At 43.3% G+C, this 26,539-nt stretch carries 18 protein-coding genes and 1 riboswitch; of the genes, 7 read left to right on the top strand and 11 right to left on the bottom strand.

Annotated elements, in window-relative coordinates:
* Positions 1-241 precede the first annotated feature (241 nt).
* Both GLW00_RS03455 and GLW00_RS03450 read right to left on the bottom strand, forming a co-directional pair.
* Entirely contained in the window at positions 242-2,305 is a 2,064-nt protein-coding gene (locus GLW00_RS03455; protein ID WP_160911257.1) for a S8 family serine peptidase, read from the bottom strand.
* The gene (locus GLW00_RS03450; protein WP_160911256.1) at positions 2,302-2,823 is read right to left on the bottom strand and encodes a BsuPI-related putative proteinase inhibitor; all 522 of its coding nucleotides are present in this window, start codon (positions 2,821-2,823) and stop codon (positions 2,302-2,304) included. The genes GLW00_RS03455 and GLW00_RS03450 overlap by 4 nt, the downstream gene beginning before the upstream one ends.
* A gap of 288 nt (positions 2,824-3,111) precedes the next feature.
* On the opposite strand from GLW00_RS03450, the gene GLW00_RS03445 reads away from it, so the two are divergent.
* Complete coding sequence (locus GLW00_RS03445; protein WP_160911254.1) at positions 3,112-5,655, top strand: cell wall-binding repeat-containing protein; 2,544 nt, start codon at positions 3,112-3,114, stop codon at positions 5,653-5,655.
* A gap of 104 nt (positions 5,656-5,759) precedes the next feature.
* Here GLW00_RS03445 and GLW00_RS03440 read toward each other — a convergent pair whose 3' ends face one another.
* From GLW00_RS03440 to GLW00_RS03425, 4 genes are all read right to left on the bottom strand, one after another.
* On the bottom strand, positions 5,760-8,231 hold the full coding sequence (locus GLW00_RS03440; protein WP_160911252.1) for a cell wall-binding repeat-containing protein: 2,472 nt from the start codon (positions 8,229-8,231) through the stop codon (positions 5,760-5,762).
* A 32-nt stretch (positions 8,232-8,263) separates the two neighbouring features.
* A complete protein-coding gene (locus GLW00_RS03435) occupies positions 8,264-12,241 on the bottom strand; it encodes a cell wall-binding repeat-containing protein (protein WP_160911250.1) in 3,978 nt (1,325 codons plus the stop codon).
* Positions 12,242-12,697: 456 nt separating this feature from the next.
* Positions 12,698-13,813 (bottom strand): amidohydrolase, encoded by a 1,116-nt coding sequence (locus tag GLW00_RS03430; protein WP_160911248.1) that lies wholly within the window; start codon positions 13,811-13,813, stop codon positions 12,698-12,700.
* A 367-nt stretch (positions 13,814-14,180) separates the two neighbouring features.
* Positions 14,181-15,110, bottom strand: a complete 930-nt coding sequence (locus GLW00_RS03425) for an aldo/keto reductase (RefSeq protein ID WP_160911246.1) — start codon at positions 15,108-15,110, stop codon at positions 14,181-14,183.
* A 221-nt stretch (positions 15,111-15,331) separates the two neighbouring features.
* Here GLW00_RS03425 and GLW00_RS03420 point away from each other — a divergent pair, with 221 nt between their 5' ends.
* On the top strand, positions 15,332-17,059 hold the full coding sequence (locus GLW00_RS03420; RefSeq protein ID WP_160911244.1) for an ABC transporter ATP-binding protein: 1,728 nt from the start codon (positions 15,332-15,334) through the stop codon (positions 17,057-17,059).
* Positions 17,060-17,261: 202 nt separating this feature from the next.
* Here GLW00_RS03420 and GLW00_RS03415 read toward each other — a convergent pair whose 3' ends face one another.
* From GLW00_RS03415 to GLW00_RS03405, 3 genes are all read right to left on the bottom strand, one after another.
* Positions 17,262-17,426 carry a hypothetical protein gene (locus GLW00_RS03415; protein ID WP_160911242.1) on the bottom strand — a complete coding sequence of 55 codons (165 nt, stop codon included), beginning with the start codon at positions 17,424-17,426 and terminating at the stop codon, positions 17,262-17,264.
* Positions 17,427-17,556: 130 nt separating this feature from the next.
* Entirely contained in the window at positions 17,557-18,171 is a 615-nt protein-coding gene (locus GLW00_RS03410) for a hypothetical protein (protein ID WP_237417400.1), read from the bottom strand.
* Between the two features lie 302 nt (positions 18,172-18,473).
* Positions 18,474-19,514, bottom strand: coding sequence for a lactonase family protein (locus GLW00_RS03405; protein WP_160911241.1), 1,041 nt, complete (start codon positions 19,512-19,514; stop codon positions 18,474-18,476).
* A gap of 223 nt (positions 19,515-19,737) precedes the next feature.
* On the opposite strand from GLW00_RS03405, the gene GLW00_RS03400 reads away from it, so the two are divergent.
* The 4 genes from GLW00_RS03400 to GLW00_RS03385 all read left to right on the top strand — a co-directional run bounded on the left by GLW00_RS03400 (position 19,738) and on the right by GLW00_RS03385 (position 24,498).
* A complete protein-coding gene (locus tag GLW00_RS03400; RefSeq protein WP_160911239.1) occupies positions 19,738-20,115 on the top strand; it encodes a PilZ domain-containing protein in 378 nt (125 codons plus the stop codon).
* Positions 20,116-20,497: 382 nt separating this feature from the next.
* Entirely contained in the window at positions 20,498-21,463 is a 966-nt protein-coding gene (locus GLW00_RS03395; protein WP_160911237.1) for an L-lactate dehydrogenase, read from the top strand.
* A 24-nt stretch (positions 21,464-21,487) separates the two neighbouring features.
* Positions 21,488-23,113 carry an L-lactate permease gene (locus GLW00_RS03390; RefSeq protein ID WP_160911235.1) on the top strand — a complete coding sequence of 542 codons (1,626 nt, stop codon included), beginning with the start codon at positions 21,488-21,490 and terminating at the stop codon, positions 23,111-23,113.
* Between the two features lie 264 nt (positions 23,114-23,377).
* Positions 23,378-23,481: riboswitch (purine riboswitch) on the top strand.
* 153 nt (positions 23,482-23,634) lie between these two features.
* Entirely contained in the window at positions 23,635-24,498 is an 864-nt protein-coding gene (locus tag GLW00_RS03385; protein ID WP_160911233.1) for a 5'-methylthioadenosine/S-adenosylhomocysteine nucleosidase, read from the top strand.
* A gap of 121 nt (positions 24,499-24,619) precedes the next feature.
* Here the strand turns inward: GLW00_RS03385 and GLW00_RS20955 are convergent, their stop codons facing one another.
* Positions 24,620-24,808: a YrhK family protein gene (locus GLW00_RS20955; protein WP_439108884.1), complete on the bottom strand. Its 189-nt coding sequence runs from the start codon at positions 24,806-24,808 to the stop codon at positions 24,620-24,622.
* Complete coding sequence (locus tag GLW00_RS20950; RefSeq protein ID WP_439108883.1) at positions 24,784-24,912, bottom strand: hypothetical protein; 129 nt, start codon at positions 24,910-24,912, stop codon at positions 24,784-24,786. Before GLW00_RS20950 ends, GLW00_RS20955 begins: the two co-directional genes overlap by 25 nt.
* Positions 24,913-25,117: 205 nt before the next feature.
* Here GLW00_RS20950 and GLW00_RS03375 point away from each other — a divergent pair, with 205 nt between their 5' ends.
* On the top strand, positions 25,118-26,533 hold the full coding sequence (locus tag GLW00_RS03375; protein ID WP_160911231.1) for an alanine/glycine:cation symporter family protein: 1,416 nt from the start codon (positions 25,118-25,120) through the stop codon (positions 26,531-26,533).
* The last annotated feature ends 6 nt before the right edge of the window (positions 26,534-26,539 follow it).

Genomic DNA, 26,539 nt, shown 5'->3' with positions numbered 1-26,539 from the left:
AATTTCAAAAAATTACAATTTTCATTGTAATGTAAAGAAGTGTATACGTCAATGAATATTCACTCAATTTTGATAATTGTAAACACATAGGCTGAAAATCCTGTTCGTAGGTTTTTAAACAAAACAAAGGTAGAAAGCCCTGTATCTATCAAGCTCTTTCTACCTTTCTCCTAGTTTTGCATTTTTTTTAAAGTATGCTTAAGTCCTGTCCTTAAACCAGGCTTAGAAATCAGGCTGTATTTCACCGGTAAAAAGTCTCATCAATCTCCCATGCGTACGGAGCCGGAATAGGGACCGTTCCCCCTACGATATGGTAATCTTCCCTATAGTCGAAGAGCTGTATATTTTTGCTTGTGATGACTTTTTGATTTTCGTGGGTGATCATCACAGGACTTTCCGATTGAACCGCAAGAGGAGCTGCTGCCATCGCATCCGGGAAGTTACGCCCCGTTACAAAATAAATAGTCCTGGCATCGTCATTTCCAAAGATACGATGCATTTGATAGTTTGTTTCGTAACGGTCATCTCCTGCTATCCTGAGAGGATTATCATCTGGCAGCTGATTTTCCACGTCTTCAGAAACAGGAACAGACCCGCCTACAATGTAGTTTTTCGTGATATTTTCAGCTTTCATATAATCGTTCACGACACCCGGGATACGGTCATGGCGCACATAAAGAACAGGGTATCCATTCATCGCACTATATCCGGAAGCAGAGAGAGCATCAGGGAATTCTTGTCCAGAAACAATGAAAGCTTTATTGGTATCAAAAGGTATCAACTGATTGACAGCCACAGCTGTCTTGTAGCGATCTTTCCCGGATATGCGGTGAGTGTTGTACCCATTTGATTTCAAAGAAGACTCCACTTCTGTCGACAAAGCGTTCGTCCCTCCAATTAGAAGCACATCAGACGCATCTAATCTTTTCAGTTCTTTTAATATCGAAGGTGAAATGTCCTTCTTCAATTCAAGCAGAACAGGACTGTTCAAATAAGAAGCGAGCGGAGACGCAGCTAAGCTGTCAGGGAAATCTCTTGCTGTGGCCAGGATCACAAATTTCCCTTTGATAGTTTGTCCATTGATGGTAAGCTCTTTTTCCTCTAAACGCTCCCATCCTTCATGAGAAACTTCCACAGAAGTTTCAACGGAGGTTGAACCTGATATTCGTTGATACTGTTTTACATTTTTCAAAGTATCGCCTGCATGAATCATTCCATTCCCTAACAAAAACTCGCCACTAAGCTTTGTAGAGGATGTTTGTATTAATTTCCCTACTTGTTTTCCTGTTAAATAGGGAGAGTTTTCCATCAACAAAGCAGCAAGAGAACTCACATGGCCTGTCGACATGCTGGTCCCATCCATAGCTTCGTATCCATTTTCTTTATATGTACTCCAGATGCCATCGCCCGGTGTCACTACATCTATCCCTGAACCGTAATTAGAGAAGGAGGACTTGGATTGTGTCTCCGGATTAATACTCCCAACAGCCAGAACCCCTTCGAGGGCCGCAGGATAAAGGGTTTCATTGCGATTATCATTCCCCGCAGCTGACACCACGAGCACTCCCTGATCCTGTGCATATTGAATGGCATCAGCTAATGCAAACTTATAGTTATATGTACCAAGGCTCAAATTAATAACATCCGCTCCCTGCTCAACGGCATAGGTAATGCCATCGATCAGATCTGATACATTCCCTTCGTTTTCTTCCATAATTTTCACAGGAAGGATCTTCGTTTTGCCGAGGGATACGGAAGCCACGCCTACATCATTATTTGTCAGTGCACTGATCAAACCAGCCACATGGGTGCCATGGCCATAATGATCTTCAGGCGACTGATCAGGGTTTACAAAGTTTTCTCCTTCCAACAGTTGTCCCTTCAGGTCCGGGTGATTCAATTGAACCCCGGAATCAATAACGGCTACCACTGTGTCTTCATCAAGCTTTTTCTCTTGGAATGCTCCCCAGCCTTCAGGTGCATGGATAGCTTCTAGCGTATCTTCTTGTTTATCGTAATAATTGTCGTTAGGTATTTCTCCTTGTGAGTAAACCTTCGTATCCATTTCTATGTATTCAATGTCAGGGTCATTTTTTAATGCAGCCACTTTATTTGCGACCTCTTCTTTTGGCGTCGAAATAATTTCTACAGGAAAAGAAGATGGTTTTGATGCTGCTGTAACTTTATCTTTATGTTTCACGATAATTTTAACTTCATTTGCCTCCGCTTGTGCCGTTTCAGCATGAGAGAAAAAAATAGATCCTATAAGGATCATCAGGATCGCTGTGTACTGATAATACTTCATGTTGTTTCTGCTCCTTTATCGTTCTTTGGACCTTCGACTTCAAATTTAACGATTTTTTTAAATTTGTTCTTATACTTCGATACAGACTCCACTTCTAATACATATAATCCTGGCGGTAGTGGTAAAAGTGTTATTTTTTCTGTGTACGTTTCTCCAGGATCAATGACCTTCTGCGTTACTTCCTGTGTAAACATTTTTCCTTTTGAATACGTCTCGATCAGTTCACCTTTACCGTTCCTTACATAGTACTCATATCTCTGACCTGATCGAAAAGGTAGAGTGACCGGCTCCGCCGTCTCGTTATGAATGGTGTATTCAAAATGGTTGGATTGTAATTCCGTCCCCTTCCGTTCAAGGGTTGCATAAACTTCTTGCTTACGATCCTTAGATACCACGGTCTCACTCCCTGATGTTTCTGTACTGGTGCGCGGTTGGTGATTAAAATAAGAGGCATTTACCCACCAGATCACTCCACCAAGCAATAGAAGGAGAGATAAAACACTCCAGAACTTTGCCAAGTTTCTTCCCCCTCTCATTTTCTTACAGTTTACACGCAATTCCATCAATTTTAAATATAGGAATCTACTTTTGTTACAAACTTCTAAGATCCCGCGGCTCCCTACCTCTAACTATAGTGGGGACATGATCATGAAAGACCACCCCTTATCAGGTGGTAAATACTTTTAATATAAATGTTCAACCGATAATCAATTATATTAAATTACTAAAAATAGGTTGGAATTTTATGTATACAGGGGAATATACTTTATAGGCTGACCAATCCCAATAGAAGAGAGGACGTAACGATGAAAAATCTTTTAAAGATCCTTGTCACAATGTTCTTCCTTTCCAGTCTCTCTATATTCCTTGATCCTTTCTATGTTTTGGCTGAAAAAGAACCTAAGAAAATTAAAAGCTTTCAACAAGAGGAAAATCAAGTAAGGTCACAATTTAAGCCTAAGATAGTTACGTCACAAACAAAAAAGTCCATTCCGCTGAACAAGATTAATGATAGACAAATCGTCATTAAAAAGAAAGATGGTGGGGATACTCTCAACTTACATAAATACGAGATTATAGACAACGATGTCTTAGAGAAGCTCGCCCCGGGAATATGGATGACCGTTCGTGTCCCTGAGTCGCTTCATTATGATGATGAACTTTCTTCTATTCATAAGCTGCCAGAAGTGGAGTCTGCCTCTCCTGATTTAATCTATCAACCTAGTTACATCCCGGGGGACCCCTATTATAAAAGTCAGCAGAATTACTTAAATAAAATCGATATGGAAAAAGCATGGGAAATCACTCAAGGAGCAAGTCAGGTAAAAGTAGCTGTTATCGACTCTGGGATTACAGCCTCTCACGAAGATTTGACCTCACGCTTAACCGATGGATTAGATGTCATCAATTCTGGGCCTGTACGGTCCGATGAAGTGGGGCATGGTACTCACGTAACAGGAATTATTGCTGCAAATGCGAACACAAAAGGAGTGATCGGTGTTTCTCCTAAAGTAAAGGTCGAACCGATCAAAGCCGGCACAACAAGAGGTATGTCGACAACTGCCATTATACGTGGCGTTCAACATGCGATCGATGAAGAGGTGGATGTTATAAATATGAGCTTTGGGGGATACACGGCCGATCCTCTTCTCCAGGATGTTCTATGGCAGGCCTATCAGGAAGGCATCGTTCTAGTTGCTGCATCAGGAAATGATGGGACGTCTGCCTTCTCCTTCCCTGCAGGTTATCCATGGGTGATTGCCGTAGGTGCAACCGATACGACCAGAAGCTCAACAACTGCCGCCTCCTTCAGTAATTATGGTCCCCATATTGATGTTGCAGCACCAGGTGTGGATATTGTAAGCACAGACCATTTTGGAGGTTATGGGAGTGGAGATGGAACTTCCTTCTCTGCACCAATTGTAAGTGGCCTTGCCGCACTACTCAAATCAAAATACCCGGAATGGGACCCAAGCCAGGTAGAATTCGCCCTGCAAAATGGTGCAGAACAGCTCTACGGGCAGGAGTCCCACCCCTATGTGGGCTTTGGCCAGGTCAATGGTTATCAGTCACTGACCACTTCTCTTTCCGTTATGGGACGAGATACTTCCACATGGTCGATGGATGGAGCAATGAATATTACGGCAGGAACTTATAACGAAAAGTTCAATTTTCCAAATGACAATGATCTGTATGCTTTTACGATGGAATATCCAGGAGAGCTTTCCCTCAACCTATCTCATCGCGGGAACCATATCGACCATGTGATGAACGTATATCAGGAAGTAAATGGTGTCATCTATGAACTTTACTCCATTGACAGCCGTTATGAAGGTCAACCAGAAACACTTTCCTTTTACGCTGAAAGAGGAAACTATTACATTGGTGTAAGTGATTATTATGCAAACTGGTCAAAAAATCCCTATGTGCTCGAGGTAAAACAAAAGTTGGATCAGCCTGAAAGAATCTATGGAGAAAACCGCTACGAAACAGCGGTTCAAATATCCAGAGAAGGCTTTAAAGATGGAACAGATACCATTGTACTCGCACAGGGTCAGGACTTCCCTGACGCCCTCTCAGGGTCTCCTCTCGCCTATGAGATGAATGCTCCGATATTATTGACACGTTCTCATACACTTGGAGATGAGACGAAAAACGAGATTGAAAGACTAGGAGCAAACGAAGTCTATATTCTAGGAGGAACTGTAGCCATCCATACAGATGTAGAAAAAGAACTAAAACAGATGGGGTTACAGGTGACAAGGATATCGGGGGAGAACCGGTATCAAACCTCAGCCGAAATAGCTAGAGAGCTTCTCCGCATTCAGGATCGATCGTCGTTTGATAAAGCTTTTGTATCGTACGGACACAATTTCCCCGACGCTCTTGCTTCCGCACCTTATGCGGCTCAAAATGGCTACCCAATTTTACTAACAAAACAGAAGGCCTTACCAGAAGAAATCCGTTCCATTGCAAGAGATGTGAATCAACCGTTTGTGGTCGGGGGACAAAATGTAGTCAGTGATCAAATCCTTCGGGACTTACCGAATGGCGTCCGTTTCTCTGGTAACAACCGTTATGCAACGGCTGTTGAAATCATTGAAGGATTAGATATGGATACTAATGAGGTTTTTGTAGTGACCGGTCAATCCTTTGCTGATGCCTTAACGGGTTCTGTTCTTGCAGCCATTCGTCAACAACCCATCCTCCTTGTCCGTACAAACGCAATCCCTGAAGAGATGGAAGCATTGATTCATCGAAACCAGCCAAAGGCCTACACCATCCTGGGTGGGTTTGGAGCGGTTAATGAGGAAGTCGGCGCCCGATTATTGCAATTGACCCTGGAATAATCTAGAGCTATGAGCTATTTACCCACCTCCTGCGTTTTAATTTAAATAAAAAAACAGCCCCAGCTCTATGAGCTGGGGCTGTTTACTTTCATTCTACACTCTTCTTATTCAAGCTCTTTCGCAACCTCTTCACTGACGGCTCCTGTTCCACCAAGTACATGGAAGTTACTAAGGCCCATCTCTTCAATCACATCTTTGGTAACTTGAGGAAGCTGGTCTTCTTTTACAAGAAGCATGGATGCATCGTGCTTCGCTGCAAGAACAGATCCTGCAAGTGCATCAGCAAAGTTTGTTCCCGTAGCAACAAAAGCATTCTCTTCACTTGCCATCAAATCTTTCGCAATCACAGCAGCTGTTTCGTAACGCGTCGCGCCTTTATACCTTGTAGGTTCAGGCAGCATAGATTCTACATTTTCTGAAATGGCATTCGTGCCACCGACCACGATACTCTGATCAAATCCACCAAGAGCAGTCTTTGTAATTCCAGGTAGTTTATCCGTTTGGGAAAGAAGAATCGGATATCCTTCTTTAGCCGCGTAGGAAGCTACAGCCAAAGCATCTGGATAATTACGCCCATCGGCAACAATTACGTTATCCGGATTACCGCCAAGACGTGCCGCGATACTTGCAGCTGTGGAGTAACGGTTCTTACCAGAAATACGTTCCACATCCAGGTCTAAACCTTCCAATTGATACTTCACATAGGAAGAAATTGCTCCCGTTCCACCTAGGATAATCGCATTTGTAGCACCAAGACGTTCAATTTCTTCTTTCACTCTTGAATCCAGTTTATTCGACTTCGTCAAGAGAATTGGCGCATCTTCTTTATAAGCTAAAGGTGCACCAGCAAGGGCATCTGCAAACTGATCTCCTCTCGCGATGACAACAGTATCCGCCTGATCCCAGCCTTTCTTAGAGATTTCAATAGCTGTTTCATAACGATCTTGTCCCTGAATTCGTTCCACATCATTCGTTTCTTCTGCTACTTGATCGATTATACGTCCTTCTACTTCTGGAGAAACGGTTCCCTGTTCCTCAAGGTATTCATTGAAAACTTCATAGTCAACAAAGAAAAGCTCTTTCATCTTTCCGTCAGCTTTCGCTTCAGCAAAGGATGTGTATCCGTCTCCGCCATCAGCAATGAAGGCGTTCGTTGCGACCGTGTAAGTGCCGTTCATATCCAAAGCTTTATAACCATCGTCTGTCTTTGTTTGAACTTCCACAACGCGGTCACCTGCAGGCTGGTTGCGGTCAAACGTGTACTTCAAACCAGAGACCTGAGCAAAACGTCCGCCCATATTTTCCAAATCGCTCACACCATTTTCAAGAGCTGCCATAAGCTGCTCACCCGTCAATTCTAGAGTGACAAGCTGGTTACCAAAAGGCATGGTTGTCAATACTTCGCCCATGGTAATCTCACCTTCATCAATGGACGCACGAATACCTCCACCATTCTGAATAGCAATCGTTGTTTCAGGAACGGCTTTTTGTGCTTTAGCAAGCATAGAATCCGTAATTAAGTTTCCAAGGTTTGTTTCTCCCTGGCGGACATCACTACGCTCTCCATTTAGGGCCACAGTCGTTTCACCGACCACTTGCTTCTTAAGGTCTTCAAGAGGCTCTTGATATTTTTCAAGCAATGCTTGCGCTTCTGCATTCGGTTCTACGTCAGAAGCCTCGATGTCAATCAGCTGGCCATCCCATTCTTGTAAGACACCTTGATCATCGAAAGTCACTTGAAGATCTCCTAAGTATTCGTTGTATTCTCCTGCCTGTACAACAAGGGTAGGTTCATCACCATCTCCATTATTGAAAACCTCAGTTTCTTCTACTGTAGTATGACTGTGAGCTCCTACAACGACATCAATGCCATCTACTGATTCAGCCAATGTCCGATCGTAAGTGACACCGATATGAGTAAGAGCCACAACCTTATTGACTCCTTCCCCTTCAAGCATCGTCACTGTATCTTCCGCTTTTTGTAAGTAATCCTGGAATTCAATGTCGTCTCCCGGGTTTGAAAGAAAAGCCGTTTCTTCTGTAGTTAATCCAAATACACCGATTTTCTCCCCATCAACTTCCAGAATAGTAGCAGGATAGATGTTGCCACCTTCTCCAGGCATTCCTATTTCGTTCTTGAACAAATCCTTCAGGTTCACATCTTGGCTATAGTCGATGTTTGCACTGACAATTGGGAACTCTGCATCGTTAATAAAATCAGCCAAAGGCTCGGTACCATCATCAAACTCGTGGTTTCCTGGAACCATGGCATCATATTCCATCATGTTCATGAATTGAAGGTCCGCAAGACCTTTGAACTCATTATAGAAAAGCGTGCCTGAAAATACGTCACCTGCATCCAGCAATACTGAATTTTCACGATCTGCACGCAATTGTTCCACCAAAGAAACTTTTTTAGGTACCTGATCCAAGTGAGCGTGTGTATCATTGCTGTGCATGATTGTCAGATCAAAATCTCCTTCAGCTGCTTTGACTTCCCCGGAAGGGAAAGCCAAAGTACCAAGAGCAATCGCCCCTGATGCAGCTACAGTTACAAGTGGTTTTACCATTTTCATTAAAATACATCCTTTCAAAGTTTCACAGTTTTTTATTTGTCATCAAGCTCATTCTTCACTTCATCACTCACGGCATTTGTTCCACCAAGAACATGGAAGTTTGTGTAATCCTTTTCCTGGATTAGTGCTTCGATTTCATCTGGAAGATCATCCGGCTTCACAAGAAGCATCGGCGCTTTCAATTTCGCTGCAAGTACAGATCCTGTTAATGCATCCGCAAAATCCCGTCCTGTCGCAACTAAAGCAGAGTCCGTATCGCCAACTAATTCCGCTGCAATCTCTGCAGATGTTCCGTAACGATCAGATCCTTTGTAGCGCATTGGATTTGGTAGATTTTCAAGTACTTTATCACTGACAGCATTTGTTCCACCAAGAACTACGGTTTCATCAATGTCAGACAAAGCCAATTTTGTTTCTGATGGCAGCTTTTTCGTTTTCGTCAATAAAACAGGATAGCCATGCTCTGCTGCATAAGAAGCACCGGACAACGCATCTGGATAGTTTCTTCCATCCGCAATGATTGCTTTTTCTGGTGATCCATCCAGGCGAGCAGCAATGTTAGCCGCCGTTTCATAACGGTCCTCTCCAGAAATACGTTCCACAGACAAGCCTTCTCCTTCTAATTGGTAACTGACATAATTAGAGATCGCTCCATCGCCACCAAGAATGACGGCATGTTTCGCTCCTAATCTATCAATCTCAGCTTTGACCTCGGATTTAAGCGTGTTGGTTTTCGTCAATAGGATGGGTGCATCAAGTTTATAAGCAAGAGGGGCCCCAGCCAAAGCATCCGGGAAGGAGTCTCCTCTGGCAATAACCACAGTATCTGCCTGATCCCAGCCTTTCTTAGAAACTTCGATGGCCGTTTCATAACGATTGACTCCTGAAATACGTTCCACATCTGTTCCAAATTCAATTTGAGCAAGCATCGGGTCGTGGTCACTTGCACGTCCATCTGCTTCTGAGAAGTCAGCATTGATATTGACACTATCAATCTTCGTCTGTTCGGCCAGAGAGTTATTGACCAAAATATGATCGAGAACCTGAGAATTCCCTTGATAGTTGTAGGAATAACGCTCTTCCAACGGAAGTTCTTCCGTCATGTTCGTCAGAACGTCCCCTTTCAATGTTTCGAGAGGATCAGAGAATTCAAAATCATTCAAGTCCCCTAAGACGACGATGTTCGCTCCATCCACGTTTTCTTCGTATTCATCGACAAAGTCATTAAGGACTTGTGCTTGTTTCAGGCGCTGGACCTGACTCCCCAGTTCTATTGGGTGACTGGCACCAAAGAGTGCATCATCTCCGCCTTTGGAATTGAAGTGGTTGGTTACGACAAGGACCTTTTGTCCTTTGAATTCAAATTCTGCAGCCAACGATTTACGTGAATCATCGAAAGCTTCATTCGTTGGATCGATACGCCCTGGGTTAAGGTTAAGCCCTTCTGCTGAAACTTCCACACCCGTAGTTGCATCACCGCTAGGCTTATCGACCATGGACACACGTTCAGGGTTGTAAATAAACCCGACACGAATGTTTCCTCCCGGCTGGCCTCCGTCCGTTTTATCCAAAGGGGCAATTTCTGCAAATTCATAAGTTGGTCCGCCCTGGTCTTCAATCGCAGCAATGAGCTTCTTATAAGACTCATCCGCCTTGACGGTGCCATCGTCTGTCGGACCATTATTGTCTTGAACCTCTACCAATCCGATGATATCCGGCTGCTTCAAGTTGTTCACCATAGATTCAGCAATACGATTAACTTTGTCCATAGAAGTTTCTGCTGAGAAGTTTTCCATGTTGTACGTAGCTACATTCAACTTTCCTTCTTCAACGGCAAGGTCAGTCGTTTCTCTTTCCGTACCACCATCAATAATGGCAGGGAAATCGCCGGTGGTGCGGACCTTGAAGTTGCTGTAGTCATAGCTGACGATACCCGTGACAGACCCATCAAGCTGATCTCCAACTTTGACATTGACGTCATATCCATCAACATCCAGCAGCACACGCTCAGGGTTCGCGTCTTCTTCTGTCAACAACAGGCCGCCGGCATCGGTCATGGCCTGATCCTCATTGGTATCTACGTAAACAGCGACTTCCTCATACTTCGGAGGAGATGTGACGTGAGCATCTTTCATCTCAATCCGCATGCCTTCAAGACTTTCATAGAAATCCAGCCCGTCCGTCTCAGGGTCAAAGCTTTCCATTCCATCGTCCTCGATGTTCACTTTCGGCTGGATACGATCTTCGACGATAACGACTGTGTCTGGTAAGGCATTGTCAGATGATAGAATCGTAGAATCAGAAGCTGTGATTTGTGTGGTTAGAAGATCATCCGCATCATCGTATCCATCTTCACGCCACTCTTTAACTTCACCATTCACCGAAACTTCATCTCCGACACTCACACCAGAGTTTCGATCATAAACATAGATCCCCTCTGATGTTGCGATATCTTCATCAGGGTTTGTCCCTTGAATATAATAGCCATAAGTACCATCCAGAGCTGTGACAACCCCGGTGACATTTTCTACATTCATATCGACGTATGGCGATGTATGGGAAGACCCTTGGATATCATGAATCTCCAATGAATCAACAGCCTTCAGCACTTCATAGGAGTAAGTAAATACCTCACTCGTTTCTCCACCCTCTTTGACTACGACCGCTTTGATCGTCATATCTTGATTGATGGTGATAGGAGAATCGTAAACTTGACTTTCCTTCGTAGGTTCCGATCCATCCGTTGTATAATGAATGGTTGCATCAGGTTGAGCCGTGGTGAGAGTGACGTCGGATCCTTCAGGAATGTTGCCGGAGTCCTTAGAAGCTATAACTGAGAAAATCTTTTCAATCACGTCACTCTGATTGCGTGGGATTAAACGATACTCATCAAAACTGTAGGTGACCACTCCGCGTAACAACTCATAGGTCTTCCCTACTTCAAAATCAACACTTCCCTCGTTTTGAGAGATAAGAAATTCATTACCGCTTTCCTCTGCTAAATAATCTCCGCCGTCACCTTCACCAACGATTTTCACATCGGTGAGTTCAACATATTCCCCTTCGAATTCTTCGCCTGACTCCTTACTGAAATCAGCTCCTTCTACTTGGAGAGCTGCGGGTACACCTTTCATTTCTTCTATAATTTCTATATTATCTGTCTGAATTTGTTCAAGACCATAATAAGAACCCAAAGGGCCCTCTGCTGTAAGTTCATCACCGATTGCGACTTTCTCGCCTGTACGAACGACAATGCCACCTGTTTCATCTTGTATGTACACGTTCGTTTTGTCACCAGCTACAAAGGTTGCAGTCGCAATTCCCTTCACTTTGACATCCGTACCCTCATCGGAGTTTCTGGCATCATATATACTGGATAGTTCAACGGGGTCTTCTGGTGCAGGGGGTTCTTCTGAGCCTTCGTCCGGGAATTGACCGAGATAGGAAAATACATCTTTCCCTTGATTGATATAGGAGTCTGTTGGATTAAACGCGTCCTCAAGATTCGTATCTCCTGCAAGGTCATCAGCTTTTCTCGTCAGGGTCACGTCTTTAGCAAAATCCGCATCGGTACCTATCTTACCAATCGAATCAATGACTTGTTCTCCTTTTTGCAGAACAATGACATCATTTCCATTAAAGCCGACCACTCTGTCTCCTGTGCTTAAATCTGCAGCATCCAGAATAGCCTGGTCTGCATTTTGGTTAGCCACTACGAATGTCTCACCATCTGCAAGTGTTCCTTCCAAAGGCAGCGTGTAAGTAGGTTCTGTACTTCCGTTGTTGTACTGAACAAGAGAGTACTGGGACAAGTCTAATGAACTCCCGGTACCATTGTATAATTCCAAAGCTTTATTATTAGAGCTTCCTTCAATGTACTCAGAAATGAGCATGGAATCGGCAGATGTTGACTCTGCATTTACTGGAAAAGCAGGGGCCGAATACATCCCAAGAACCAATGAACCAACCACGACAGAGCTGACTCCACGTACAAAGTTTTTCTTTCTCAAAAGAGATAACCTCCCAATATTGTTTATATTTCTACAAAACTCCTCAACAACCTCCATTATATAGGAAAATTTGTTCAATTTGTGTTAATTGTGTAAATCTTTGATAAACAGTTTGTAATCGCTTACAATTATAGATTAATAACTTCTTCATTTTTAATGCTTGAAAGCGACCCAGGTCCTTATACACCAACAGATAGAGATGAAAATTCATATAAAAGAACCCCGATACCGATCAACGGTTGTCGGGGTCATTCATCTTATTTTCTTTAGCAAAATTATCCTCAAATCTTCTTACTGTAAGACTTCCAATATATAAAATGAGCACTAGCCCAACATATCCATCAATAGAATAAAAAAACCGATCGATTAAATAGCATAACAGGAGAAATACAGAAGCAATGATCGTATTGATGATCACATGTTTTTTGTAAGAAATTGTAGATCTTCCTTTCACCGCTAATGACTCCGTCCGTGTTGCAAGACAGTCTCAACGATAATTTCTGAGGCTTCTCCTAATACACTTCGATCAAAGGTCATATCCGGATGATGCAAACCCGGCTGCAAATCGCAGCCAACAGCCAGCATTGTCGCTTTAAGGTCCGGCTGCATAATGGAATAGAAATGAAAGTCATCTCCACCTGTCGTTTCAATGACAGGTTTCAAATGCTCTTCACCTTTCACTTCTCTAATGGCATGTTCCATGTGCCTGACAGATACTTCATCCATAACTGCTGCTGGGACATCCGAAGTGATCTTCACTTTTATTCCAGAACCATGCAGCTTGGATATACAATCGGCAATGGCTTCAATTTTCGAAAACAGCTCTGACATCGCTTCGTTCGTCTGTGCCCGTAGATCGATCGAAAAAGCAGCGTTGCCCGGAATGATATTCGCACTGCTCCCACCACTCTGAAATGATGTCATTTTTGCCGAATGAGGGATCTTGGGATCTAAATGAATGGCATTCATCATGTGAACAAATACCGCCCCCAGCTCAATCGCATTTTTGTTAAGGTGCGGGCGTGCCCCGTGGGCATCTTCCCCCTTGATCTCCCCTTTTAAAAACCGGACCGCTCCATGCTGAATACCTGGAGCGAACTGACCAGTACGAAGCTCCTGCATCAGTCTGAGGTGCAGGCCATAAAGATATTCCACCGATTCGATGACACCTTCCTCCACCATTTTTAAGGCACCTTGAATCTTTTCTTCGGCCGGTTGGAAGATGAAGCGAATCGTCCCGTTCCATGAATCTTTTCGCTCTTCTAATTTATAAAGAGCATCCAGGACAATCGCCATATGGGCATCGTGACCGCAGGAGTGATTCGCTTGAAACGTTCCATCCACTTCCTGCCAAAGGGCATCTATATCCGCACGTACAGCAATCACCGGGGCTCCTTGGCCCAAATCAGCGATCAAGCCTGTACAATCATTGAATCGCCGGATTCTCGCATTTGTTTTCTCCAGCAAAGAGGCAATATAATCTGTTGTTTTTGTTTCCTTCCAGCTGACCTCTGGATTTTGATGAAGGTGATCAAAGATCTCTTGTACCGTCGGTCGAACATTCTTCTTCATAGCCACACTCCTGTACACAATAGATTGTATTACACACTTCCCTTTTTCCCTGTCTTTTCCTCCTGGGATTGTGAAATTTTCTAGTAGAAGTGATTTTCAAATAGGAACGAAAAAATGCACCATTAACTGGTGCACTTTTTTTAAACTTCCCTTATCTTTTTCGAATTTATTTGATAATGCTGAGTGAAAACTGTGAGAACAAGACTAAAGCCTATAATTGTGTACTTTAAAACAAAGAGGAGGGGACCATAAAATAAACAAACGTGTAGACCACCTCCCAGACTAGAAAAACACTCATGCTAATGAGGTTTTTCCATGTCCACGCCTATATTTAACGTTGATTGATGAATCCATTAACGGTAGACATTCACGAAAACACCTTGTCAATCTTCATCCATTCCTCTTTTGATAACTTAACATCCAACGTCTTCAAATTATCTACGACCTGTTCCGTGCGTTTAGCTCCAGGAATTACGGCGTCAATGGAGGGCTGGTTCAAGTACCACGCTAAAACAATGTGAGGGATTGCCACATTTTTCTCTTCCGCTATCGGTCTGAGCTGCTCCACCTTTTCTAAATTCCGCTTAAAATTCTCCCCCTGGAAAAGAGGGTTCTTCGCACGGAAGTCATCAAAGGTCGTGTTTTCATTATACTTTCCTGCGAGGAGACCAGAGGCAAATGGAAAGTACGGAATGAAAGAGATCTCATTTTCAGCTGTGTAAGGAAGCATCTCCTTCTCCGCTTCACGTTTGAACAGGTTATATTCACTCTGAATGACATCTACGTATCCGTCTTTATCCGCTTCTTTCAGTTGATCGACCGAAAAGTTCGATACACCGATGGATCGAATTTTCCCTTCGTCTTTCAACTCTTTCAAGGCACCTACGGCTTCATCTTTTGGTGTGGATTCATCAGGAAAATGAATGTAAAACAAATCAATATAATCCGTGCGGAGACGCTGCAGGCTATCCTCTACGGATTTTTTCAGAAAGTCCGGGGAGTTGTTGAAGACGACATCTTCGCCTTTGAACTGATGAGCACCTTTTGTAGCAAGAATAATATCTTCACGCTTGTATTCCTTCATCACTTCTCCGACCAGCTCTTCCGATCGTTCAGGACCATAGATAAACGCTGTATCCAGAAAGTTCATTCCATGATTCAAGGCTGTACGTACGACATCTTTTCCAGCTTCTTCATCAAGGTTCGGGTAAATATTGTGACCACCGACGGCATTGGTTCCCAGACCGATGGGATTAACATAGAGCTCTGATTTCCCTAGTCGTGTTTGTCTATCCATATAAACATGTCTCCTTTTAGTTGTTGGTGTTATGGTTATTTACATTCCACAACTTAGGAAGGAAGAAACCAAACAGTCGATCTCTAATGAGGGGAATCCACTCCCGTACTCTTACCACATTCATATAAAAAAAGATAAAAAACGTAATCAAGAAATTGTAAGCGGGAGGGTAATATTCGATATAATAGAAGTACTCTATGAATCAAAGGTGATGACTACCTATGCAGCCGAAATGGAAACAGCTTCTACAATTGATACGGGCGACCCACCCGCCCAAGCTCATTTTCTCGATCGCATTATTCTTAAGTTTACTTACAACGGTGGCAGGCCTTGCTATTCCTTTACTTGCCAGTCAGTTAATCGACAATTTTGATCTGAACGATTTAAATACAACTGTGATAGCAGGCATAGTTATTGCTTTCTTTGTCCAGGCCGTAGCTGGAGGTGTGTCTGTCTATTTCCTTGCCAAAGTCGGACAGCATATCATTGCTTCATTGCGGGAGCAGTTGTGGCAGAAACTCCTCGTCCTTCCGGTTTCCTACTATGATGAACATGAAACTGGAGATGCCGTCAGTCGTATGACAAACGATACAGGTGTTATCAAAAACCTGATTACCGAGCATTTCACCGGCTTCATTACTGGGATCATTTCTGTCGTCGGGGCGATTATCATCCTTTTTTATTTGGATTGGCCGTTGACGCTCGTCATGTTTTCCATTATTCCGTTAGCTCTCCTTTTTCTTATTCCCATTGGAAAGAAAATGGCTAATATCTCTCGGAACCTTCAAAAGGAAACCGCCGGATTTTCTGCTCATTTGACCCGGGTCATCTCAGAAATACGCCTCGTGAAAGCTTCCAATGCTGAAGATCGGGAATGGAACAAAGGGAAATCAGGAATTAAGAAATTGTATTCCTTAGGATTACGTGAAGGGGTCATCCAGTCTTTAATGTCGCCCCTTGTTTCTTCACTCATCATTGTTGTCCTTGTTCTAATCATCGGCTTCGGTGGTGTCCGGGTAACTTCAGGAGCCATGACACCAGGAGAGCTCGCTGCTTTCTTCATATATTTGTTCCAAATCATCATGCCAATCACACAAATTGTCGTATTCACCACCCAATTCCAAAAGACAGTAGGGGCGACAGAAAAAGTGCTATCGATTTTATCGTTGGACGGTGAAGATTTGCAGGATGGAACGGAGGTGAAGTCTTTTGACCACAACCTCGCCGTTCAGGGGATTTCTTTTGGCTACCAGCCTGAAGAACCTATTTTAGAAGATGTATCCTTTACAGCAAAAAAAGGTGCCGTAACAGCGATCGTCGGACCTAGTGGAAGTGGGAAAACAACGATGTTTTCTCTGATCGAACAGTTTTATTCCCCTTCTAAGGGGACGATTCTTTATGGCAAAGAACCGATTTCAACCTATAATCTTAAATCCTGGCGCACCATGATTGGATACGTTTCTCAGGAAAGTCCCCTTTATGCAGGTACGATCATGGACAACTTAACCTACGGCTTGGAAGGGGACATTCCTATAGAAAAAGTACACGCCGCCGCAGAAATGGCTTATGCGAATACGTTTATTCAATCATTGTCACACGGATACGATACAGAAGTCGGCGAACGAGGAATTAAATTATCAGGTGGGCAAAGACAGCGCATCGCAATTGCCCGCGCCCTTCTCAGGGATCCTGAAATTCTTATGCTGGACGAAGCCACTTCCAGTCTCGACAGTCAATCAGAAATCGTGGTTCAACAAGCGTTGAAAAACTTGATGAAAGGACGGACGACACTCGTCATCGCTCATCGTCTATCTACCATTGTCGATGCTGATCAAATTGTTTTCTTAGAGAAAGGAAAAGTGACAGGAATCGGCACTCATGAAGAGTTATTCCAAAAGCATAGGCTCTATCGTGATTTTGCAAGACAACAACTGAAAATTGATGCTTAAAAGCCACGCATATGTGGCTTTTTTCATAGGACACAAAAGATGACGGTGGTGGTTTCACTGCTTCTTTTTTAACGAAATGTGAAGTTAGAAAAAGAAATTAAGTGCATTCTCTTGAAGAGGGGGCCACAGGCTGAAAATAAACAAAAACTCAAACGAGGAAGATTCAATCATCACCGTTTGAGTTCGTATAACACTTATTCATTTAGGCACCCATTGTAGAAAGGGAGCGCTCTCTATCTTGATGTTCTTGTTCTTTCATCAACTGCTGCAGCTTGTTTCTCTCTGCTTCCAACTCTTCCTGAAGCCTCTGGTTTTCTTTAACGAGAAAATCTCTTTGGTCCAACACTCTCAGCATATCTTCTCTCATTTTCATTCTCCTTTCATAACATAGAAGATTTTATGGAAAATTGTTGAAAAATGACGTTTCATAATTATATAGGATATAAGTACCCACCCGTTTAATATCTCAAACATTGAATTCTAAGAAATTATAAAACTCACGACTCCTCTTTCAGCCGCAACAAATAGAAAAGCGCTCCAAATATAGGAATGATCCCCATCCAGTGTCGCTGGTTAGCTCTCCCTCTTCTATGTTCTTTCCAGTAGATGACGAAAATAGACAATCCAGTTAATACAATAAAATCAATGGTCATTACATGAACAAAATTAGATATTTGGAAGGCCTGACTATAGGAGATAAAATCCCCGTAGACGATTCCGTACCATAATAAAACGACAGTAACGATTATAAGAATAAAAATGAAAAAACGAGTATGAAAGACTTTCACCAACCAGCCCGGAACCCTTCCTTCTCTCATATTCCTTGCGTTTGATAAGAAAAAATAGGGCATTAGTGCAAAGGCACCAAGCATGAACATTCCCAAAAGAAATGGCCATAACGGTAGACGGCTGCGATCTTCTCCAATAAGCAGAGAAACGAAAACGAGTGGATAGATGCCAAGAAAGCTGAAAATCATCAATAGGAAAGGATCAGGATCATCCATGGTCATTAATTGTTGGAGGTATCCGTGACTACCTTCAGGAGCTAGAAAAATGGCGTACAATACAAAAGCAATCCAACCGATTACAAATATTCTTTGGCGCAAGCTCATTCACCTTCACCCGTCCTTCTTTTTAATGGAAAGAGCATTGAAATTTGTTCCCATACTTAGAAGTTAAAACAATTACTCTACGCATTACCCCGCTACAAAAATTCCAAAAAATGCGCAGCACCCATCTGCGAATGCTGCGCTGTTCTCTAATTATCCTAATAAGCGTTGGTTTGATCATCTTATCCGAAAAACAGGAGCCAACAGGTTCTGCTCGAAACCTGACTCCCTGCTAATTCTGCCAAGGCTCTCATCTAGTGTCTGAATCCATCTAAATAACTTTCTCCTAAGACGGATTTAGTATTTCAAATAAACTTTACACAAACAGGTTCCGGAACATGAACATCCGATTGAACGAGGGAAAGCTTCCCTGTCTCTTTGTCTCTTTCAAACAATGTCATCGTGTTTGATTTCTGATTCGTAGCAATTAAGAATTCTTCCGTAGGATCCAGCACAAAGTCACGCGGCCAGTTCCCTTCCGTGGACGTCCATTCAACAAAGGTCAACTGACCCGTGTCTTGATCGACTTTATAGGAAGCAATGGAGTTATGTCCGCGATTTCCGGCATACACGAATTGTCCATCTGAAGAAATATGGATGGCACTTCCGTCATTGGTTTCGTTAAAGCCATCCGGAATCGTTTTAATCGCCTGATGTTCTGTAAAGCTACCATCTTTCTCGTCATAATGAAGCACAAGCACTTCTGAACTCAGCTCGGTAATCACATAAGCGTATTTTTGATTCGGGTGGAACGTGATATGTCTAGGTCCACTTCCAGGAGCTGTGTTGAACACTTGGACTTGAGTTAAATCCCCTTGATCAGCGGCGTATGTGATGACGCGGTCACTTCCAAGGTCAATCGCGATCACATATTTTCCATCAGGCGTAAAACCTGCGTAATGCATGTGTGGTTTCTCCTGTCGTTCATGTGGGCCCGTACCCTCATGTTCCACTAAGGCAGTTGCTGGATTCAGAGATCCATCTTCCTTTGTTAAGTAAGAGACAATATTCGTTGTATGATAATTCGCTGTTACTACTGTGTTGTTCTCGTGATCGACACTGACATGACATGGAGGAGATCCTGCAGCCGTTTGCGTGTTTAATTTCGTTAACTCTCCCGTTGCCTCTTGAATGGAAAAAGCCGTCACGCCGCCATTTTCTCCTTCTTTGGTCACCGCATATAGCTTCTTATGATCGTCACTCACGGTTACGTATGTCGGGTTGCCCAGCTCAGCCGCTAATTTCACATCTTGCAATTCTTTGTTATCCGTATCCAGCGTAAATTGATAGACGCCTTTACTATCCTGTTTGGTATAGGTTCCTACATATCCAACAAACTTTGTCATTAAGAAAACTCCTTTATATCGGTTGTAGTAGACGGTCCTAACAGACCGCCGCTTCCTTTCATTATCTCATAAACGGCTTTGCTTCTAAATCACTGTCATCTCCCTCTTTTCTATACCCGGATTCTCATCCCTTTAATGATACATCCATATCTTGTCATTCCAGTAACGGGAACGTATGATGAACATACAAAGGTTCAACTGAACAACCAGGGAGGTTAGGAGCATGAGATATAAAAGGAAAGATTACTTCCGCTATGAGTTCAAAAAACCGATCGAGGCTTTCTTCCGCATACATAGAATAGGAAGAAAAGAGGTGCATACATCAAAAGGTGAAGCCCACATCATAGATATCAGCCCCCAGGGAATGAAGTTGAGCACAAACCTGGATCTTCCTCACCAGGATGGACACGAGGTCAAATTGTCCATCAGTTTCTACCTGAATAGCCAGCATTTCCTCCTACCTGGGACCATCGTTTGGAAGAAAAAAGTTGCCAAGTTTAATTATGGGATCTATATGGACTTGGATGAAACGGAAAGTAAAGGGCTGGTGGAAGCACTCAAAGTTTACGCCAACAATCATGATCATAGGAATGAAGTATAAATGATGACCACTTGGCCGAACAAAGTCCCCCCGTCTCAAGGGGACCATACCATTTCCTATCACACAGAATATCTTTCCCTACTCACTTTGAACAATCGTGAGAAACTCAAAAAAATCGAATGATAACTAGGACGAATAAGCGAAGGGCAAACGGATTACCGTTACCCTTCGTTTTTTATACCTTACATACAGGTAGACGTACGCTCATTTTAAATCACTACCCATTTATGTACAATTTTTGAACAAGAAATCGCTTACTTCTTATGTAAAATATTCTTTTGTGAAATATTTCACAAAAACTATTGCTTCTACTTCGGATATATTGCACAATAAATATGTGAAATGATTCACAAACATAATGCGATTGTATGGAGGAATTCAAATGACTACAAACCGTGTAAACCGTGTGGCCTTAATTGGAGCTGGAGCTGTGGGAAGCAGTTATGCTTTTGCAATGTTGAACCAATCTGTGACGCAGGAATTCGTCATTATCGATTTGGATGAAAACAAAGCCATGGGAGATGCCATGGACCTGAATCACGGAAAAGTATTTGCTCCAAACCCAACAAAAACCTGGTACGGAAATTATGAAGATTGTAAAGATGCAGATATTGTTTGTCTATGTGCAGGCGACAACCAAAAGCCCGGCGAAACTCGTTTGGACCTTGTGAAAAAGAACTTATCTATTTTTAAAACGATTGTGGATCAAGTGATGGCGAGTGGATTCAACGGCATTTTCCTTGTCGCAACGAACCCCGTGGATATTCTTACTTATGCAACATGGAAGTTCAGTGGACTTCCGAAAGAACGTGTGATTGGAAGTGGAACGATCCTTGATTCCGGAAGGTTCCGCTATTTGTTAGGTGAATATTTTGATGTCAATCCGACAAACGTTCATGCCAATATCATAGGAGAGCATGGAGACACAGAACTCCCTGTATGGAGTCAAGCGACGATCGGTGGAGTACCGGTACTTGAACTGGTCCGGCGCCACGAACCTTACACTATGGATGACCTTGAGGACATTTTCACAAATGTAAGGGATGCCGCGTATCAAATCATTGAGAAAAAAGGTGCCACTTATTATGGCATAGCTATGGGTCTGACACGGATTACGAAAGCCATCCTCCGTAATGAAAACAGTGTGATGACCGTCAGTGCTCACTTGAATGGGGAGTACAATCTTCAAGATGTTTATATCGGTGTCCCAGCCATCATCAATCGCCAGGGCATCCGTAATATCGTGGAGCTCAACTTAAGTGAAAAAGAACAAACGCAGCTGGAATACAGCGCGGATGTACTCCAGAATATCCTGGCCGATCATTTCGAAGTGAAACCTACTTACTAGACTGTACAGAAAGAGTGATAACGGATGTGGTTACAACAATATGATCCATTTTCAAACGTATGGCTGAGCGCTTTGGTCGCTGCGCTGCCGATTATTTTCTTCTTTTTAGCCTTGACGCGTTTCCAGATGAAGGGCATTCTCGCTGCCCTTCTCACCCTTATCTTAAGCGTCCTGTCTTCTGTACTATTCTTTGAGATGCCGGTTGGGAACGCGATAGCTGCTTCTTTTCATGGAATCGCCAATGGGCTGTGGCCCATCGGTTACATCGTCATCATGGCCGTTTGGTTATACAAAATCGCAGTGCGCACCGGAAAATTCACGGTCATCCGTTCAAGTATAGCCAACATCTCTCAGGACCAGCGCCTGCAGCTTTTGCTCATCGGATTCAGCTTTAATGCCTTTTTGGAAGGTGCAGCCGGGTTCGGTGTCCCTATTGCCATCAGTGCCGCTCTCCTTGTCGAGTTAGGTTTCCGACCTTTGAAAGCCGCCGCTTTATGTTTGATTGCAAACGCAGCTTCAGGAGCATTCGGAGCCATAGGTATTCCTGTCATTGTTGGTGCACAGATGGGGAACCTCGAAACGATGGAATTGTCCCGCACTCTTGCTTATCTTTTACCTTTGATTTCTTTCATCATTCCTTTTTTACTCGTGTTCCTTCTTAATGGAAGAAAAGGTGTCAAAGAAACCTTACCTGCCCTTTTCGTCGTGAGCGGAATTTACACAGGCGTTCAGATTTTTACCATCCTGTTCCTCGGCCCTGAACTTGCCAACATTCTTGCCGCTCTTGCAAGTATGGCTGGACTCGCCTTGTTCTTACGGAAATGGCAGCCGAAAAACATTCACAGAGAAGAGAATGCTCCAGCTGTCCAGCAGACGGAAACTTACAGTATCAAAGAGATCATTAAAGCCTGGTCTCCTTTTTATATTTTAACGGCTGTCATTACAGTTTGGAGCCTTCCTGCCTTTAAAGCCTTATTCAGTGAAGGCGGGTTACTGGCAAAAACAACACTCATGATTCCCGTTCCTTTTTTACATGAGGAAATCCAGAAGGCACCTCCGATTTCACCTGAAATCGTTCCCTTAGATGCCATCTTCCAATTAAATTTACTCTCTGCAACAGGAACGGCGATATTGGTTGCTGTTCTGCTTACCGGATGGTTCAGTTCCGCAATCACACTGCCGGAAGGAATGGATTCTCTAAGAACGACCATCCAAGAACTATGGATTCCTATCCTGACGATTTGCTTCGTGATGGGATTTGCCAATCTATCCAACTTTGCCGGCTTAAGCTCTTCTATTGGACTCGCATTAGCAAAAACCGGAGATTTATTTCCTCTTGTCAGCCCGGTCCTCGGCTGGCTGGGCGTGTTCATTACAGGATCTGTCGTCAGTAACAATGCTTTGTTCGGACATTTGCAAGTAGTGACAGCGAACCAGATTATGGCGAACCCAGCTCTCCTGCTTGCTGCGAACACCGCTGGCGGCGTGATGGCCAAACTCATTTCTCCGCAGTCCATCGCCATTGCGACAGCGGCTGTTAAACAGACTGGACAAGAGTCCGCTTTATTCAAAATGACATTGAAATACAGTTTGTGGTTATTGGCCTTCGTCTGCCTCGCTACCTTCGTATTATCTTTGTTTGGAATATAAGGTACGGCCATGAAGTGTTCACTTTATTTAACATACCTGACCTCCTATCGTTATGGGAGGTCAGGACAAAAAATGCCAGTGGGTCCAGCACTCTTAAATCCCCTTCTACAAAACTCCTAATGTCCGTTTATTAACATGTAAATCATTACCAAACATATATAAAAATTACTAAAAACTATTTAAATCGAACATTTAAGTGTATTTTCTTAATTAATGTTCGCTTTTTGCTTGTATGTTTAAAGCGTCTTTGTTATAGTTACACCACAACCAATTACATACCGTACTCGTATATTCTCAGTAATAAGGTCTGAGCGTTTCTACCTGGTTCCCATTGAAAGAACTGGACTACGAGTTGAAGCAAGTCCATCTGCACCTGAAATGCAACATTTTTTAGTGATGCCGTTCGCCCTTGTTTTAACTTTTTGTAGTCTGGAAGGTAGCCCGTTACTTTCCAGGCTTTTTTATTTGGAATCAACGATGTACAACTTGTGATTGAGTACTACATCAAGGGAGAGCTACTCATGAAAAACATTCGCAACTTCGCAATCTTACTATTCATCACTCTAACCTTTTCTCTTCTGGCAGGATGCCAGAGTTCAGCAGAGGGAGAAGCATCTGCTGAAGAAAACGAACAGCAGCCCATTCTCATCCAGGGCCCAATGCCTATTGAAGCCGAAAACTTCGCAGCAAAGCTTGAGGATGTAGAAGAAGAAACTTCCGGGAACTTCGTTTTTTATAAAGGGAAAGTCGATGATTATCCTGTGATTGTCATGAAAACAGGAAAAGGCATGGAAAATACAGCTGCCGCTACGGCCATTGCTATAGAAAAGTTTGAGCCAGCTGCCATCATCAACCAGGGAACATCCGGCGGTCACGACCCTGACTTGCATGTATTTGATATCGTCCTCGGAGAAAGAACGGTCAACATCGGTTCCATGAAAACAGGACATCTGGAAGATGGAGAAGGCATCGCTCCGAAAGAATGGATTCCTATGGATCTGATGGCTTCAGAAGGAAGTGCCGGAGAAGACCCTGATGCTGAAAACATCCGTTATTTTGAAGGAGACAAAGACCTGCTGAAAGCTGCCAAAGCCGTCAAAGATACGCATGAAGAAGGAAAAGTCGTCGAAGGTACGATTGGTTCTGCCGACGTCTGGAACAATGAAGTCGACCGCATCCAGTGGTTCCATGAAAACTTCGGAACTTCTGTCGAGGAGATGGAAGGCGCAGCCGGTGCGCAGATCGCCAAAGCCTACGATGTTCCTTACCTAGGCATTCGTACGTTATCGAATAATAAAACGAATGGTGGAGAGTATAATCCTGACACAGCTGAAGCGAACCAGGAGTATGTCTATGAAGTGGTGAAAGAGTATATTTCCAAATAAAAACTAAACACATTTATTGCCCTTAAAAAAGCGAAGCATCTCCGATTTAAATGGATGCTTCGCTTTTCTATCGTCTTTCATTATTTCTTTATGAAAGCACTGTCAAGACTCACATGGATATTCATGAACCATGGGTTTTCTCATACTGCTTTCCATATTCCTTCCTCATATGAAAATAATGAACAAGCCGGATCGTTGGACGAATGAGCAATTGAATACTTCCGAGGACAAAGAGCGTCACACCCCAGGTTTTCAAATGTTCAAAGTAAAAGAAGATACTACCGATCAAGAACCATAGTCCAAGCAACACATCATTGATGGTATAAAGAATATCGTATGTTTTCTTAAAAAGACATCATGTTTCCCTAAATGAAGATCGATGTATTTCTGTTTATCTGACTTTTGGTTAGACATCTTCACACCTCCTACTAAACCCCTTCCCCCTCCCTACTTGTGTTATAACGGAAAAATCCTGCATTTGTTCATTACACACAAATGTAAGCGCTTATATTTTGTTGTTTCAACGAATGTTTATGATTGAAAACGTGATAGGGTAGAACATGGACATTATCAAAGACCGCCCTACATAGACGGTTGCAACAGGATTAGGAGGGTAATCATGCTAGAGATATTGAACCAGATCAATGATGTTCTATGGGGAACTCCCAGTTTGGTCCTGTTATTCGGGACAGGGTTGTTTTTAACCATTATGTTAAAAGGGCTGCAGTTCAGTAAGCTGTTTTATGCCTTTAAACTCGCATTTACGAAAGAGGATAAAACCGAAACCTCCCAGGATTCCCAGGGGGATATCAGTAATTTCAAAACTTTAATGACAGCGCTATCAGCGACAATCGGAAACGGAAATATCGCAGGTGTCGCTACAGCTTTGACGCTTGGTGGACCCGGGGCGATTTTCTGGATGTGGATCGTCGGCTTGTTAGGAATGGCTACTAAATATTCCGAAGCCCTTCTTGCGATGAAATATCGAGTGAAAAATGAAAACGGAGAATATTCCGGTGGCCCGATGTATTACGTGGAACGAGGGATCGGCAAGAAGTGGAAGTGGCTTGCGGTCGCCTTCGCGTTATTCGGTGCCTTTGCTGCTTTAGGAATCGGAAACAGTGTGCAGTCCAATACCATCTCAGATGTTATGACGGAAAGCTTCCATATTAATGGTTGGTTTACAGGAGCTGTGCTCGCGATCTTAACGGGGTTGATTATTTTCGGGGGCATCCAGAGGATCAGTACAGTGGCCGGATTTTTTGTTCCGATCATGGCTTTTCTTTATATTGGTGGTGCTCTATTCATCATCATCGCCAATTACGAAGCGATCGTCCCTGCTTTTGAAATGATCTTCCAATACGCATTCAGCCCGGTTTCCGCCGCTGGTGGATTTGCCGGTGTTGTCGTGATGGAAGCCGTCAGAAGTGGTGTATCACGAGGGATTTTCTCAAACGAAGCTGGTTTAGGTACAGCCGCATTGATTGCTGGAAACGCTAAAACCGATCACCCAGTAAAACAAGCGCTCGTAGCCATGACAGGTACGTTCATCGTGACGATCGTCGTTTGTACTATGACCGGGCTTGTCCTGATTATGACAGGATTCTGGGATCCATCCGGTGGAGCGATCTCAGGTGTCCAACATGCAACTGGCCTTGACGGCGGTGCGCTGACAAGTGCAGCATTCGGACATGCGTTAGGAACCGTAGGCGAATATATCGTCGCCTTTTCCGTCATCTTCTTCGGCTTTTCAACAATTGTCGGCTGGTACATGTACGGAGAAAAGTGTTTCGAATATCTATTAGGTTTGCGCTACATCGTTCCCTATCGTTTTATCTACATTACCGCAACCTTTATGGGGGCCGTTATGCAGCTTGACCTTGTATGGGCGTTTGCGAATATGGCGAATGCCTTGATGATGATTCCGAACTTAATTGCGTTATTGCTTCTTTATAAAGTGATTGTGAGTGAAACAAATAATTACTTTAATGATTATATTCATCAGCACCACTACACGCGCTCGAAAGCGAGTTAATTTGTT

This window comes from Halobacillus litoralis, assembly GCF_009856445.1.
In the GTDB taxonomy this organism is placed as follows: Bacteria; Bacillota; Bacilli; order Bacillales; family Halobacillaceae; genus Halobacillus; species Halobacillus litoralis.
Note: the sequence above shows the minus strand (reverse complement) of the source record. Positions and strands in the feature narration are given on the sequence as shown.

Excerpts from the sequence above, each read along its gene's own strand:
- GLW00_RS03400 (WP_160911239.1), top strand. The coding sequence starts at position 19,738 with ATGAGATATAAAAGGAAAGATTACTTCCGCTATGAGTTCAAAAAACCG.
- GLW00_RS20950 (WP_439108883.1), bottom strand. The coding sequence starts at position 24,912 with ATGTCTAACCAAAAGTCAGATAAACAGAAATACATCGATCTTCATTTA.
- GLW00_RS03445 (WP_160911254.1), top strand. The coding sequence starts at position 3,112 with ATGAAAAATCTTTTAAAGATCCTTGTCACAATGTTCTTCCTTTCCAGT.
- GLW00_RS03415 (WP_160911242.1), bottom strand. The coding sequence starts at position 17,426 with ATGAGAGAAGATATGCTGAGAGTGTTGGACCAAAGAGATTTTCTCGTT.
- GLW00_RS03430 (WP_160911248.1), bottom strand. The coding sequence starts at position 13,813 with ATGAAGAAGAATGTTCGACCGACGGTACAAGAGATCTTTGATCACCTT.
- GLW00_RS03375 (WP_160911231.1), top strand. The coding sequence starts at position 25,118 with ATGCTAGAGATATTGAACCAGATCAATGATGTTCTATGGGGAACTCCC.
- GLW00_RS03405 (WP_160911241.1), bottom strand. The coding sequence starts at position 19,514 with ATGACAAAGTTTGTTGGATATGTAGGAACCTATACCAAACAGGATAGT.
- GLW00_RS03410 (WP_237417400.1), bottom strand. The coding sequence starts at position 18,171 with ATGAGCTTGCGCCAAAGAATATTTGTAATCGGTTGGATTGCTTTTGTA.
- GLW00_RS03385 (WP_160911233.1), top strand. The coding sequence starts at position 23,635 with ATGAAAAACATTCGCAACTTCGCAATCTTACTATTCATCACTCTAACC.
- GLW00_RS03455 (WP_160911257.1), bottom strand. The coding sequence starts at position 2,305 with ATGAAGTATTATCAGTACACAGCGATCCTGATGATCCTTATAGGATCT.
- GLW00_RS03395 (WP_160911237.1), top strand. The coding sequence starts at position 20,498 with ATGACTACAAACCGTGTAAACCGTGTGGCCTTAATTGGAGCTGGAGCT.
- GLW00_RS03440 (WP_160911252.1), bottom strand. The coding sequence starts at position 8,231 with ATGAAAATGGTAAAACCACTTGTAACTGTAGCTGCATCAGGGGCGATT.
- GLW00_RS03425 (WP_160911246.1), bottom strand. The coding sequence starts at position 15,110 with ATGGATAGACAAACACGACTAGGGAAATCAGAGCTCTATGTTAATCCC.
- GLW00_RS03420 (WP_160911244.1), top strand. The coding sequence starts at position 15,332 with ATGCAGCCGAAATGGAAACAGCTTCTACAATTGATACGGGCGACCCAC.
- GLW00_RS03390 (WP_160911235.1), top strand. The coding sequence starts at position 21,488 with ATGTGGTTACAACAATATGATCCATTTTCAAACGTATGGCTGAGCGCT.